Genomic DNA, 13,821 nt, shown 5'->3' with positions numbered 1-13,821 from the left:
GCGCTTGCCATATGAAAAATACATATTCAGCATGCAATACATACTTTTTATGCATGCCATATCCCCATGAACCTGCACCACCTCAAGGTCTTCCTCGCCGTCGCCGAGGCCGGCAGCATCAGCGCCGGCGCCCAGCGCCTGCACATCAGCCAGCCGGCGGTGACCCGGGAGATCCGCGAGCTGGAAGCCAGCCTCGGCCTGGCCCTGTTCGACCGCCACCCGCGCGGGGTCAAGCCGACCGAGGGCGGTCAGCGCCTGCTGCAGTTCGCCGAGCGCATCTTCGCCCTCGAGCAGGCCGCCGAACGCGACCTGCGCGACCTGGCCGGGCTCGGCCATGGCGAACTGACTCTCGGCGCCAGCGCCACCCTCGGCGCCTACTGGCTGCCGCCGCTGCTGAACCACTTTCGTGCGGAGCATCCCGGCGTCTTCATTAGCCTGCAGGTGAGCAACACCCGTGAAGTGCTGCAGCAGCTGGACGACGCGCTGATCAGCCTGGGTTTCGTCGAGGGTCCCTTCCCCGCCGCCGACTACGCCCATCACCTGCTGGCCCGCGACCGCCTGCTGCCGGTGGCCGGCCCCGCCCATCCGCTGGCCGGCCGCCGCGACCTGCGCATGGCCGAACTGCAGGCGCACGAGCTGTACCTGCGCGAGCCCGGCTCCGGCGCCCGCGCCAGCATCGAGCAGGCCTACGCCGAGCTCGGCCTGGAGGCGCGGGCGGCCATGGTCGGCGGCGGCACCGAACCGCTCAAGCGCCTGATCGCCTGCGGGCGCGGCATCGCCTGGCTGTCGCAACTGGTGGTGGAAGAGGAACTGGCCGACGGCCGCCTGGTGCAGCTCGACGTGCGCGACCTGCAGATCGAGCGCGACCTGCACGTGCTCTGGCGCCGCGGCAGCCAGCTCAACCCCGCGCCGGCCGCCTTCCTGCAGCTCATCGAAGGCAATATCAAAACTTTTTGATATTGCTGTTGCTGGATGAAAAGTGAGCGACTAGACTGCCGCCCCTATGAATATGCGCGTGCCCCAGCTCCGCTTCGAGCCTGCCGATGAACTGGCCGCCCTGTGCAAGGCCGGCGGCGATCCGCTGCGCCTGAACGTGCTGCGCGCGCTGGCCAACGACTCGTTCGGCGTGCTGGAACTGGCGCAGATCTTCGCCATCGGCCAGTCGGGCATGAGCCACCACCTCAAGGTGCTGGCCCAGGCCGGCCTGGTGGCGACGCGCCGCGAAGGCAACGCGGTGTTCTACCGCCGCGCCCTGCCGCAGGGCGAGCTGCTCGGCGGCACCCTGCACGGCGCGCTGCTGACGGAGGTCGATGGCTTGCAGCTACCGGCCGAAGTCGAGGCGCGCATCGCCGCCGTGCACGCCCAGCGCGCCGCCGCCAGCCGCGACTTCTTCGCCCGCGCGGCGGACAAGTTCCAGGCCCAGCAGGACCTGATCGCCGGCCTGCCGCAGTACCGCGACAGCGTGCTGGCCCTGCTCGATGCACTGGGCTTCACCCGCGAGGCCACGGCGCTGGAGGTCGGCCCCGGCGACGGTGGCTTCCTGCCGGAGCTGGCGCGACGCTTCCACCACGTGGTGGCGCTGGACAACAGCGCGGCGATGCTGGAGCTGGCGCGCCAGCGCTGTAATGAAGAACGACTGGGCAATGTCGAGCTCAAGCTCGCCGATGCCCTCAACGACGAGCTCGGCGCCGCCGACTGCGTGGTGGTGAACATGGTGCTGCACCATTTCGCCGCCCCGGCCGAGGCGCTGAAACAGCTGGCGCGCCTGGTGAAGACCGGCGGCAGCCTGCTGGTCACCGAGTTGTGCAGCCATGACCAGAGCTGGGCCAGGACGGCCTGCGGCGATCTCTGGCTCGGCTTCGAACAGGAAGATCTGGCCCGTTGGGCCGATGCCGCGGGGCTCACGCCCGGCGAGAGCCTCTATGTGGGCCTCAAGAACGGCTTTCAGATTCAGGTACGGCACTTCGCCAAGCCGGATGCGAAGCAAACCCAGGTATGAATAGGATTTTGAAATGAGCGAATACTCCCTGTTTACCTCCGAATCCGTGTCCGAAGGCCACCCGGACAAGATCGCCGACCAGATTTCCGATGCCGTCCTCGACGCCATCATCGCCCAGGACAAACACGCCCGCGTGGCCGTGGAGACCCTGGTCAAGACCGGCGTTGCCATCGTCGCCGGCGAAGTCACCACCAGCGCCTGGGTCGACCTCGAGCAGATCGTCCGCGACGTGATCTGCGACATCGGCTACACCAGCTCCGACGTCGGCTTCGACGGCGCCACCTGCGGCGTGATGAACATCATTGGCAAGCAGTCCCCGGACATCAACCAGGGTGTCGACCGCGCCAAGCCGGAAGACCAGGGCGCCGGCGACCAGGGCCTGATGTTCGGCTACGCCAGCAACGAGACCGACGTGCTGATGCCGGCACCGATCTGCTTCTCGCACCGTCTGGTCGAGCGCCAGGCCGAGGCGCGCAAGTCCGGCCTGCTGCCGTGGCTGCGCCCGGATGCCAAGAGCCAGGTCACCTGCCGCTACGAGCACGGCAAGGTGGTCGGCATCGACGCCGTGGTGCTGTCCACCCAGCACAGCCCGGACGTCGCACTGCCCGACCTGCGTGAAGCGGTGATGGAACTGATCATCAAGCACACCCTGCCGGCCGAGCTGCTGCACAAGGACACCCAGTTCCACATCAACCCGACCGGCAACTTCGTGATCGGCGGCCCGGTGGGCGACTGCGGCCTGACCGGGCGCAAGATCATCGTCGACTCCTACGGCGGCATGGCCCGCCACGGCGGCGGCGCCTTCTCCGGCAAGGACCCGTCCAAGGTCGACCGTTCGGCCGCCTACGCCGGCCGCTACGTGGCCAAGAACATCGTCGCCGCGGGCCTGGCCGAGCGCTGCGAGATCCAGGTGTCCTACGCCATTGGCGTGGCCCAGCCGACCTCCATCTCGATCAACACCTTCGGCACCAACAAGGTCAGCGAGGACACCATCATCAAGCTGGTGCGCGAAGTGTTCGACCTGCGCCCCTACGCCATCACCAAGATGCTCGACCTGCTCCATCCGATGTACCGCGACACCGCGGCCTACGGCCACTTCGGCCGCACCCCGGAGCAGAAGACCGTCGGCAACGACACCTTCAGCACCTTCACCTGGGAAAAGACCGACAAGGTCGAGGCCCTGCGCGCCGCCGCCGGCCTGTAAGGCCTGGTTGCCGCGACGCAAAGCCCCGCTTCGGCGGGGCTTTTTTATGCCCTGGGCTAGGCTTGTCGCTTGTCTCCACGAGCAAGGACGCTCGCCATGCCCCCTCGCCTCTATCCGCTGTTTCTGGCCCTGTGCGCCGGCTACGTGGCCGCCGCACCATGCCCCGACTGGTCCGCCGAGCAGGCCCGCCGGGAACTGGCGGCACTCGCCGCGCAGCTCGCCGACTGGGACGACGCCTACCACCGCCAGGGCCGCTCGCCGATCAGCGACGAACTCTACGACCAGTCGCGCCAACGCCTGGAGGACTGGCAAGCCTGTTTCCCCGCCGAGGCCACGACGGCCGGCGCTCCACTGCAGGGCGCCGGCGGCCCCGTTGCCCATCCGGTGGCGCAGACCGGCCTGGCCAAGTTGCGCGACGCAGATGCCGTGCGCGCCTGGATGGCCGGGCGCGACGACCTGTGGATTCAGCCCAAGGTCGACGGCGTGGCCGTCACCCTGGTCTATCGCGATGGCCGCCTGCAGCAGGCGATCAGCCGCGGCGACGGCCGCAGCGGCCAGGACTGGACGACCCGCGCGCGCCTGCTCGCGGCCATTCCGCAGCGTCTGCCGCACAGCGGCGAACTGATCCTGCAGGGCGAGCTGTACTGGCGCCTGCCCGGCCACGTGCAGGCCCGCGACGGCGGCGCCAACGCACGCGGCCTGGTCGCCGGCGCCATGGCCCGCGGCCAGCTGGACAGGCAGCGCGCGGCACGGATCGGCCTGTTCGTCTGGGACTGGCCGAACGGCCCAGCGAGCATGACCGAGCGCCTGCAGGGCCTGCGCGCCATGGGCTTCACTGACAGCGTCACGCTGACCCTGCCGCTGCGCACGGCGGAGCAAGCCGAGCAGTGGCGCGAGCGCTGGTATCGCGCCGAGCTGCCCTTCGCCAGCGACGGCGTGGTGCTGCGCCAGGGCCAGCGCCCGGCCGGCACAGGCTGGGCCGCCGAGCCGCCGAGCTGGGCCGCGGCCTGGAAATACCCGCCACGCCAGGCCCTGGCCAAGGTGCGCGCCGTGCAGTTCCAGATCGGCCGCACCGGGCGCATCACCCCGCTATTGCAGCTGCAAGCGGTCGAGCTGGACGGACGCAGCGTGCGCCGGGTCAGCCTGGGTTCGCTGCAGCGTTGGCACGAGCTGGATGTACGCCCCGGCGACCAGGTCGCCATCGCCCTCGCCGGCCTGACCATCCCGCGCCTGGACGCCGTGGTCTGGCGCAGCCAGCAGCGCACACAACTACAGGTGCCGGACCCGGCGCAGCACCACGCCTTCAGCTGCTTTCGGCCGACACCCGGCTGCGAAAGCCAGTTCGCCGCGCGCCTGCACTGGCTGGGCGGCAGGCAGGACCTGGCGCTGCCCGGCGTCGGCGCCGGGACCTGGGACAAACTGCAGCTGCAGGGGCTACTGGACTGGCTGGCGCTGCAGGAGAGCGAATTGGCCCACCGCCCGGGCTTCGGCCAGCGCAGCGCTGCCAGCCTGTCCGCCAGTTTCGCCAGCGCCCGGCAACGCCCCTTCGCACAATGGCTGCGCGCCCTGGGCCTGCCGCCCAGCGGCTCGGCGCCGCTGCAGGGCGGCTGGACAGCGCTGGCGGCACGTGAGGCGACGGACTGGGATGCCTATGCCGGCGTGGGCACGACCCGCGCCGCCCAGCTGGCGGCCTTCTTCCGCCACCCGGAGGTGCTGCAGCTGCGCGAACAACTGCAGCGCAGCGGCATCCAGGGCTTCTAGTAGATGCGGAACTCTTCGTGGCAGGCCTTGCAGGCCGCCTCGACCTTGGCCACCGGCGCCTCCAGTGCGCGCGCCTGCAGCGGCTTGACCTGGGCCGCGCCACGCAGCTCGGCGGTGGCCGCCTCCAGCTCCCGCGCCAGCTGCTGGAAGCGCTCCTGGCGCTGCCACACCTCATCGCGCGCCTGGCTGTCGCCGTCGCTTTCGCGCACCTGCGGGAAGTGCTGCCAGGGCTGGCGCGACAGCTCGTCGAGCTTGACCGCGCCCGCGGCGAAGCGCTGCTCGTTGAAACTCAGGCGCCCGCGCAGCATGCCGCCGAGGTCTTCGCTGGTGCGCAGCATTTCCTCGAACAGGGCCTGGCGCTTGCCCAGCGGCGAGTTGGGATCGACCCGGTCGCAGCCCGCCAGCAGCGTCACAGCCAGCAGGCCAAGGAGCAGTTTCGACTTCATATCTACAGCCAGTCACGGACGAAAGGGGCGACAGTATTGCCAGCCCACCCTTCGCTCGCCAAGCGCCAGGCTGTCGCACGACGGAAGACCTTGGGCTGCGGCGCCGGGATGGCTATAATCGCCGGGCTTCACATGGCCGGCTCCGCCCGGTCATGCCCGCCACCTGTCCGAGGGGCGCTGCAGCAGGCCGAAAGACCGCCTGTCAGGCTCGGATGGGGCGTTACCCAAACGCATCAACGGCGCCCATTCGCAGACAACGAATGGAGAGCTTTCGCATGAGCGCTGCTTTTACCGATTACAAGGTCGCCGACATTTCCCTGGCCGACTGGGGCCGCAAGGAACTGATCATCGCCGAGTCCGAGATGCCGGCACTGATGGGCCTGCGCCGCAAGTACGCCGCCAGCCAGCCGCTGAAGGGCGCCAAGATCATCGGCTGCATCCACATGACCATCCAGACCGGCGTGCTGATCGAGACCCTGATCGCCCTCGGTGCCGAAGTACGCTGGTCCAGCTGCAACATCTTCTCCACCCAGAACCAGGCCGCCGCCGCCATCGCCGCCGCCGGCATCCCGGTGTTCGCCTGGAAGGGCGAGACCGAGGAGGAGTACGAGTGGTGCATCGAGCAGACCATCCTCAAGGACGGTAAGCCGTGGGACGCCAACATGATCCTGGACGACGGCGGCGACCTGACCCAGATCATCCACGAGCGCTACCCGGCCATGCTGGACAAGATCCACGGCATCACCGAGGAAACCACCACCGGCGTGCACCGCCTGCTCGACATGCTCAAGGCCGGCACCCTGAAAGTCCCGGCGATCAACGTCAACGACTCGGTGACCAAGAGCAAGAACGACAACAAGTACGGCTGCCGCCACAGCCTCAACGACGCCATCAAGCGCGGCACCGACCACCTGCTGTCCGGCAAGCAGGCCCTGGTGATCGGCTACGGCGACGTGGGCAAGGGCTCGGCGCAGTCGCTGCGCCAGGAAGGCATGATCGTCAAGGTCACCGAGATCGACCCGATCTGCGCCATGCAGGCCTGCATGGACGGCTTCGAAGTGGTCTCGCCCTACCTGAACGGCCTCAACGACGGCAGCGAGGCGAGCATCGACAAGGCCCTGCTGGGCAAGATCGACCTGATCGTCACCACCACCGGCAACGTCAACGTGTGCGACGCCCACATGCTCAAGGCGCTGAAGAAGCGCGCCGTGGTGTGCAACATCGGCCACTTCGACAACGAGATCGATACCGCCTTCATGCGCGCCAACTGGGGCTGGGAAGAGGTCAAGCCGCAGGTGCACAAGATCCACCGCACCGGCAAGACCGTCGACCCGACCAACGACGACTACCTGATCCTGCTGGCCGAAGGCCGCCTGGTGAACCTGGGCAACGCCACCGGCCACCCGAGCCGGATCATGGACGGCTCCTTCGCCAACCAGGTGCTGGCGCAGATCCACCTGTACGGTGCCGGCTTCGCCAACCTGCCGGCCGCCGAGAAGGCCAAGCGCATCACCGTCGAGGTGCTGCCGAAGAAGCTCGACGAGGAAGTGGCGCTGGAAATGGTCAAGGGCTTCGGCGGCGTGGTCACCCAGCTGACCGCCAAGCAGGCCGAGTACATCGGCGTGACCGTCGAAGGCCCGTTCAAGCCCGACAGCTACCGCTACTGATGCACCGCGAGGGCGGGCCGGCGACGGCCCGCCCTCCGCGCGTCTGCAAGGACCGAATCCATGTCTCAAGAACGCCGTTACAGCTTCGAGTTCTTCCCCACCAAGACCGAAGCCGGGCATGAAAAACTGCTCAACGTCGCGCGCCAGCTGGCCGGCTACAAGCCGGACTTCTTCTCCTGCACCTATGGCGCAGGCGGCTCGACCCGCGACCGCACCCTCAACACCGTGCTGCAGCTCGATGGCGATGTCGGCGTGCCGACCGCGCCGCACCTGTCCTGCGTCGGTGACAACAAGGCCGAGCTGCGCAGCCTGCTCAGCCAGTACAAAAACTCCGGGATCAAGCGCATCGTCGCCCTGCGCGGCGACCTGCCGTCCGGCATGGGCATGGCCAGCGGCGAGCTGCGCTATGCCAACGAGCTGGTGGAGTTCATCCGCAGCGAAACCGGCGACCACTTCCACATCGAGGTGGCGGCCTACCCGGAAGTGCACCCGCAGGCGCGCAGCTACGAGGACGACCTGAAGAACTTCGTGCGCAAGTGCCAGGCCGGCGCCGACAGCGCCATCACCCAGTACTTCTTCAGCGCCGACTGCTACTTCTACTTCGTCGAGCGCGTGCGCAAGCTCGGCGTGGAACTGCCGATCGTGCCGGGCATCATGCCGATCACCAACTACAGCAAGCTGGCTCGCTTCTCCGACGCCTGCGGCGCCGAGATCCCGCGCTGGATCCGCAAGCAGCTGGAAGCCTACGGCGACGACCTGGAGAGCATCCAGGCGTTCGGCGAGCAGGTGGTCACCGAGATGTGCGAGCGCCTGCTGGCCGGCGGCGCCCCGGGCCTGCACTTCTACACCCTGAACCAGGCCGAGCCGAGCCTGGCGATCTGGAACAACCTGAAGCTTCCCCGCTGACGCGGCCTGCAACACCAGGGAGCCGGGGCATGCCCCGGCTTTTTCTTGGCCATTCACCCGATCAATAGACCGACTGGTCACTTTTCAACCAGGCAAAAGCCGATTATTCTGGCGAAATGCCATTATTCCAGCGCCATTTTATTGCCATCCTCTTGTTCAGCTGCCTCGCCTGCGCCGCCCGGGCGGAGCCGCTGCGCATCGTCACCGAGGCCTGGGCGCCCTACGTCTACGAGGAAAACGGCCAGCCGCGCGGGCTCGACTACGAGATCAGCGCCGAAGTGCTGCGCCGACTGGGCGTCGAGGTCGAATGGCAGTTCCTGCCCTGGAAGCGCTGCCTGCTGGCTTTCGAACAGGGCCAGGCGGACGGCATCCTCGACATCTTCCGCATCCCCGAGCGCGAGGCGCAGATGCTGTTCGTCGAGGAGCCGCTGTCGGAAGTCGAGTTCGTCCTGTTCCACGCCCGCAGCCGGCCCTACCCCTACCGCTCGCTGGAGGACCTGCGCGACCTGGTGATCGGCACCTCGCCCGGCTACTGGTACAACGACCAGGCCTTCCGCGACTCGCGCCTGTTCAGCCGCGAGGAGGCGCCGTCCCACGAGGCCAACCTGGGCAAGCTGGTGCGCCAGCGCGTCGACCTGGTGGTCAACGACCGCCGCGCCGGGCTGTATCTGGCCGCGCAGCTGGGCCTGGGCAACCAGCTCGGCTACAACCGCAAGGCGCTGGGCAGCGACCGTCTGTACCTGGCCCTGCGCCGCACCCCGCAACTGCAGGAGCTGGCCGTGCGCTTCGCCGGCGAGCTGCGCCGTTTCAAGCGTGAAATGGCCTACGCCCGCCTGCAGGCACGCTACGCCGAACCGGCCAACGCGCCGATCGCCGCCAAGTATTGAGAAAAACCGCCGACGGGCAGCTAGCGGCGCCACCGTCTTGCTCTGTTATACTCCGGGCTCCCGCCAGGCTTGCGCCCGGATGCTCGGCAACCCATCGCCCAGCAGTACCGGACGGGATCACTCAGCACGAGCGATTCAAGCCAGGCAGCTTCCCCCATCGGGCCTTCGCCCCATATAGACAGGATCACACATGTCCTTTGTTTCCCTCGGTCTCTCCGAGGCATTGGCCGGCGCCGTAGAAGCCGCCGGTTACGCCCAGCCCACTCCGGTGCAACAGCGGGCCATCCCCGCCGTGTTGCAAGGTCGCGACCTGATGGTCGCCGCCCAGACGGGTACTGGTAAAACCGCAGGCTTCGCCCTGCCGATTCTGGAACGCCTGTTCCCCGGCGGCCACCCGGACCGCGAACACCGCCACGGCCCCAAGCAGCCGCGCGTGCTGGTGCTGACGCCGACCCGCGAGCTGGCGGCCCAGGTGCACGACAGCTTCAAGATCTACGCCCGCGACCTGAAATTCGTCAGCGCCTGCATCTTCGGCGGCGTCGGCATGAACCCGCAGGTGCAGGCCCTGGCCAAGGGCGTCGACGTGCTGGTGGCCTGCCCCGGCCGCCTGCTCGACCTGGCCGGCCAGGGTAGCGTCGACCTCTCCCGCGTGGAGATCCTGGTCCTCGACGAAGCCGACCGCATGCTCGACATGGGCTTCATCCACGACGTGAAGAAGGTCCTCGCGCGCCTGCCGGCGCAACGGCAGAACCTGCTGTTCTCGGCGACCTTCTCCAAGGACATCACCGACCTCGCCGGCAAGCTGCTGCACAACCCCGAGCGCATCGAGGTCACCCCGCCGAACACCACGGTCGAGCGCATCGAGCAGCGCGTGTTCCGCCTGCCGGCCACGCACAAGCGCGCCCTGCTGGCGCACCTGGTGACCGTCGGCGCCTGGGAGCAGGTGCTGGTGTTCACCCGCACCAAGCACGGCGCCAACCGCCTGGCCGAGTACCTGGACAAGCACGGCCTGCCGGCCGCCGCGATCCACGGCAACAAGAGCCAGAACGCACGGACCAAGGCCCTGGCCGACTTCAAGGCCAACCAGGTGCGCATCCTGGTGGCCACCGACATCGCCGCCCGCGGCCTGGACATCGACCAGCTGCCGCACGTGGTCAACTACGAGCTGCCCAACGTCGAGGAAGACTACGTCCACCGCATCGGCCGTACCGGCCGGGCCGGGCGCAGCGGTGAAGCCATCTCGCTGGTGGCGCCGGACGAGGAGAAGCTGCTCAAGGCCATCGAGCGCCTGACCAAGCAGAAGATTGCCGACGGCGACATGCAGGGCTTCGACCCGGCCAGCGTCGAGGTGGAGAAGCCGGAGGCGCGCGGCCCGCGCCCCGAGCGCCAGCCGCGCGCCGACAAGCCCAGACACGAAGCCAAGCACGAACCCAAGGCCGAGGGCGCCGCCGGCGAAGGCCAGGGCAAGAAGCGCAAGCGTCGTCGCGGCAAGGGCAAGGGCGAAGCCGGCCAGCAGCCGCAGCAGAACCAGTCGCGCCAGGCCAGCCAGCCGGCCCCGCTGCTGGCCCTGCCGCCGGAGCGCGACCCCGAGGAATTCCTCGACGACGAGTTCGACAATTTCGGCAACCGCGCCGACTACGTGCCGACCCAGCCGCAACCGCAGGGCCGCAACCCCCGACGCGGTGGCCAGGGTGGCGCCCAGGGCGGGCAACGCGGCCAGGGTGGGCAGGCACGCGGCCAGGGTGCCCCTCGTCAGGGCGGCCAGAAGCAGGGCAAGCCCGCGCAGCGCCAAGGCCAGGGCCAGGCTCGCGGCCAGCGCCAGGGCGGTCCGCGTGCCCAGGGCGGCGGTCGTCGCGAGGAGCCGCGCTACGAGCGCCAGGAGCCGCTGGTGCAGGACAGCCGCACGGCCAAGCAGCCGCTGATCATCCGCAAGGGTGAGCGCCTGCCGACCCTGGAGCAGCTGGAAAGCCTGCAGGACAGCCGCCCGCGCGGCGAGAAGCCGGCGTTGCTGACGCGCAAGAACGAAGCGGCGGAGTAATCTCCGAGCAACGAAAAAGCCGGCCCCCGGGCCGGCTTTTTTGTGCGCGCACAGCGTGCGCGGCGGGACTGGCAAGCGTCGGCCAAGGCCGACGCGTAGCAATCCGGGATTACTGGCGAACGCCCTCGACCGAGAGGATCAGCTCCACTTCCTGGGAAGCCGGGCCGAGGTCCTTCTGGATGTCGAAGTCCTTCAGCTTCAGCTTGGTGCTGCCCTCGAAGCCGGCGCGGTAGCCGCCCCACGGGTCGCTGCCCTCGCCGAGGAACTTGGCGGCGATCACCACCGGCTTGGTCACGCCGTTGAGGGTCAGGTTGCCGGTGATGTCGGCGGTGCCTTCGCCGGTGCTCTTCACCGAGGTGGACTCGAAGGTGGCAGTCGGGTGCTTGTCGACGTTGAGGAAATCACCGCTGCGCAGGTGCTTGTCGCGCTCGGCATGGTTGGAGTCGACGCTGGCGGTGTTGATGGTCACCTTGACCTTGCTGGCTTCCGGGGCCTTGGCATCGAAGCTGAAGCTGCCGTCGAAGTCCTTGAAGGTGCCGTACAGCCAGCTGTAGCCCAGGTGGCTGATCTTGAAGTTGATGAAGGCGTGCTGGCCTTCCTTGTCGATGGCGTAGTCGGCGGCCATGGCCTGGCCGGCGAACAGGGCGGCGCCCAGGGTCAGGGCGGCGAAGGTTTTCTTGAGCATTAACAGTCTCCTTGTGGGTTACTTGCCGGTGCGACCGAACATGCGCACCAGGGTGGCATCACGGTCGATGAAGTGGTGCTTGAGCGCCGCCAGGGCATGCAGGCCGGCGAAGATCACCAGGGCCCAGGCGAGGTATTCGTGGACGACGCCGGCGATATCGGCCTGGTCGGGGATGCCGGTCAGCGTGGCCGGCACCTCGAACAGACCGAACACGGCGATGCCGCGGCCGTCGGCGGTGGAAATCAGGTAGCCACTGATCATCAGCATGAACAGGGCCAGGTAGAGGAAGGCGTGGCCGGCCCTGGACGCCAGGCGGGTCGCCGCGCCATGGCTGGCTGGCGCCGCGGGCGGCGGGCTGACGAAGCGCCAGGCCAGGCGCCCGAGCATGACCACGAAGAGCAGGATGCCGATGCTCTTGTGCAGGTCCGGCGCGGTGCGATACCAGCTGCTGTAGTAGTCCAGCCCGACCATCCACAGGCCCAGGCCGAACAGGCCGAATACCGCCAGGGCCACCAGCCAGTGCAACAGGATGCTGACCAGGCCGTAGGTGGAGTTCGAGTTGCGCCACTGCATATGCAAAAGGTCCGGAAGTAGGAATGGAAGACAGCCTAGCGACAAATACATCGATGAAAAGCGAAAATTTTCGCTTCGAAATATCGAGCAAACAGATAGTTAGCCAGGCTCCCGCTTAGTCCGCGCCATGCCCGCAAGGTTCTCCGCCAGGGCTCTGGACGGCGCTTTCGCGGGGATGAACGGGCGCCGGCGTGTCCGCCCGCCCCTTCTGGTAGTCTCAGCGACACTCGATGTGGAGAGCCGAACATGAGCCAGAACACCCAGTGGATGCAGCGAGACCTCGCCGTGCTGTGGCACCCCTGCACCCAGATGAAGGACCACGAGCGCCTGCCGCTGATCCCGATCCGCCGTGGCGAAGGGGTCTGGCTGGAGGACTTCGACGGCAAGCGCTACCTGGATGCGGTCAGTTCCTGGTGGGTCAATGTGTTCGGCCATGGCAACGCCCGGATCAACCAGCGCATCCGCGAGCAGCTGGACAGCCTGGAGCACGTGATGCTGGCCGGCTTCACCCATGCGCCGGTGATCGAGCTGTCCGAGCGCCTGGTACAGATCACCCCGGATGGTCTGTCCAAGGTGTTCTACGCCGACAATGGCTCCTCCGGCATCGAGGTGGCGCTGAAGATGAGCCACCACTACTGGATCAACAGTGGCCAGCCCGGCAAGAAACGCTTCGTCACCCTGACCAACAGCTACCACGGCGAGACGGTGGCGGCGATGTCGGTGGGCGACGTGGCGCTGTTCACCGACACCTACAAGGCGCTGCTGCTGGACACCCTCAAGGTGCCCAGCCCGGACTGCTACCTGCGCCCGGAAGGCGCCACCTGGGAGGAACACTCGCGCAGCATGTTCGCCGCCATGGAGCAGACCCTGGCCGAGCATGCCCATGAGGTCGCCGCCGTCATCGTCGAGCCGCTGATCCAGGGCGCCGGCGGCATGCGCATGTACCACCCCATCTACCTCAAGCTGCTGCGCGAGGCCTGCGACCGTTATGGCGTGCACCTGATCCACGACGAGATCGCCGTCGGCTTCGGTCGCACCGGCAGCATGTTCGCCTGCGAGCAGGCCGGCATCACCCCGGACTTCCTGGTGCTGTCCAAGGCCCTCACCGGCGGCTACCTGCCGATGGCCGCGGTGCTCACCACCGATGAGGTGTACGGCGCCTTCTACGACGACTACGCCACCCTGCGCGCCTTCCTCCACTCGCACACCTACACCGGCAACCCGCTGGCCTGTGCCGCCGCACTGGCGACCCTGGATATCTTCCGTGACGACAACGTTATCGAGAAGAACCAGGCCCTGGCCGCGCGCATGGCCAGCGCCACCGCGCACCTGGCCGACCACCCGCATGTGGCCGAAGTGCGCCAGACCGGCATGGCCCTGGCCATCGAGATGGTGCAGGACAAGGCAAGCAAGACCACCTACCCCTGGCAGCAGCGCCGCGGCCTGGCGGTGTACCAGCACGCCCTGAGCCGCGGCGCCCTGCTGCGCCCGCTGGGCAGCGTGGTGTACTTCCTGCCGCCCTATGTGATCACGCCCGAGCAGATCGACTTCCTCGCCGAGGTGGCCAGCGAGGGCATCGATATCGCCACCCGCGAGTCGCTCAGCGTGGCGGTGCAGGCCGACCTCTACCCCAACCACCGCGACCCGGGCTGAGC

General features: G+C 68.0%; 12 protein-coding genes and 1 riboswitch. Of the genes, 9 read left to right on the top strand and 3 right to left on the bottom strand.

The genetic code is table 11. The annotated features are described in order from the left end of the window. Positions 1-66 precede the first annotated feature (66 nt). The 4 genes from AAG092_RS13390 to ligB all read left to right on the top strand — a co-directional run bounded on the left by AAG092_RS13390 (position 67) and on the right by ligB (position 4,964). Positions 67-957, top strand: a complete 891-nt coding sequence (locus tag AAG092_RS13390; RefSeq protein WP_373387060.1) for a LysR family transcriptional regulator — start codon at positions 67-69, stop codon at positions 955-957. A gap of 46 nt (positions 958-1,003) precedes the next feature. Beyond that, on the top strand, positions 1,004-1,999 hold the full coding sequence (locus tag AAG092_RS13385) for an ArsR/SmtB family transcription factor (RefSeq protein WP_373387059.1): 996 nt from the start codon (positions 1,004-1,006) through the stop codon (positions 1,997-1,999). Between the two features lie 13 nt (positions 2,000-2,012). Next, positions 2,013-3,203, top strand: a complete 1,191-nt coding sequence (gene metK, locus AAG092_RS13380; RefSeq protein WP_110682915.1) for a methionine adenosyltransferase — start codon at positions 2,013-2,015, stop codon at positions 3,201-3,203. A 96-nt stretch (positions 3,204-3,299) separates the two neighbouring features. After that, positions 3,300-4,964: an NAD-dependent DNA ligase LigB gene (gene ligB / locus AAG092_RS13375; protein WP_373387058.1), complete on the top strand. Its 1,665-nt coding sequence runs from the start codon at positions 3,300-3,302 to the stop codon at positions 4,962-4,964. Here ligB and AAG092_RS13370 read toward each other — a convergent pair. Beyond that, a complete protein-coding gene (locus AAG092_RS13370; protein WP_110682913.1) occupies positions 4,961-5,410 on the bottom strand; it encodes a cytochrome c in 450 nt (149 codons plus the stop codon). The genes ligB and AAG092_RS13370 overlap by 4 nt on opposite strands. Before the next feature lie 163 nt (positions 5,411-5,573). Then, a riboswitch (S-adenosyl-L-homocysteine riboswitch) is annotated at positions 5,574-5,662 on the top strand. 23 nt (positions 5,663-5,685) lie between these two features. On the opposite strand from AAG092_RS13370, the gene ahcY reads away from it, so the two are divergent. The 4 genes from ahcY to AAG092_RS13350 all read left to right on the top strand — a co-directional run bounded on the left by ahcY (position 5,686) and on the right by AAG092_RS13350 (position 10,908). Beyond that, positions 5,686-7,077 (top strand): adenosylhomocysteinase, encoded by a 1,392-nt coding sequence (gene ahcY / locus AAG092_RS13365; RefSeq protein ID WP_373387057.1) that lies wholly within the window; start codon positions 5,686-5,688, stop codon positions 7,075-7,077. 60 nt (positions 7,078-7,137) lie between these two features. Further along, on the top strand, positions 7,138-7,983 hold the full coding sequence (metF, locus tag AAG092_RS13360) for a methylenetetrahydrofolate reductase [NAD(P)H] (RefSeq protein WP_373387056.1): 846 nt from the start codon (positions 7,138-7,140) through the stop codon (positions 7,981-7,983). Positions 7,984-8,099: 116 nt separating this feature from the next. After that, positions 8,100-8,870 (top strand): substrate-binding periplasmic protein, encoded by a 771-nt coding sequence (locus tag AAG092_RS13355; RefSeq protein WP_373387055.1) that lies wholly within the window; start codon positions 8,100-8,102, stop codon positions 8,868-8,870. Positions 8,871-9,060: 190 nt separating this feature from the next. Beyond that, on the top strand, positions 9,061-10,908 hold the full coding sequence (locus AAG092_RS13350; RefSeq protein WP_373387054.1) for a DEAD/DEAH box helicase: 1,848 nt from the start codon (positions 9,061-9,063) through the stop codon (positions 10,906-10,908). 109 nt (positions 10,909-11,017) lie between these two features. On the opposite strand, the gene AAG092_RS13345 is transcribed toward AAG092_RS13350, so the two are convergent. Then, positions 11,018-11,593: a YceI family protein gene (locus tag AAG092_RS13345; RefSeq protein ID WP_110682909.1), complete on the bottom strand. Its 576-nt coding sequence runs from the start codon at positions 11,591-11,593 to the stop codon at positions 11,018-11,020. A gap of 18 nt (positions 11,594-11,611) precedes the next feature. Beyond that, entirely contained in the window at positions 11,612-12,166 is a 555-nt protein-coding gene (locus AAG092_RS13340; RefSeq protein WP_373387053.1) for a cytochrome b, read from the bottom strand. 246 nt (positions 12,167-12,412) lie between these two features. Here AAG092_RS13340 and AAG092_RS13335 point away from each other — a divergent pair, with 246 nt between their 5' ends. Beyond that, positions 12,413-13,819 carry an adenosylmethionine--8-amino-7-oxononanoate transaminase gene (locus tag AAG092_RS13335; RefSeq protein ID WP_373387052.1) on the top strand — a complete coding sequence of 469 codons (1,407 nt, stop codon included), beginning with the start codon at positions 12,413-12,415 and terminating at the stop codon, positions 13,817-13,819. The last annotated feature ends 2 nt before the right edge of the window (positions 13,820-13,821 follow it).

It is taken from the genome of Pseudomonas alcaligenes, assembly GCF_041729615.1.
Classification (GTDB): domain Bacteria; phylum Pseudomonadota; class Gammaproteobacteria; order Pseudomonadales; family Pseudomonadaceae; genus Aquipseudomonas; species Aquipseudomonas alcaligenes_B.
Note: the sequence above shows the minus strand (reverse complement) of the source record. Positions and strands in the feature narration are given on the sequence as shown.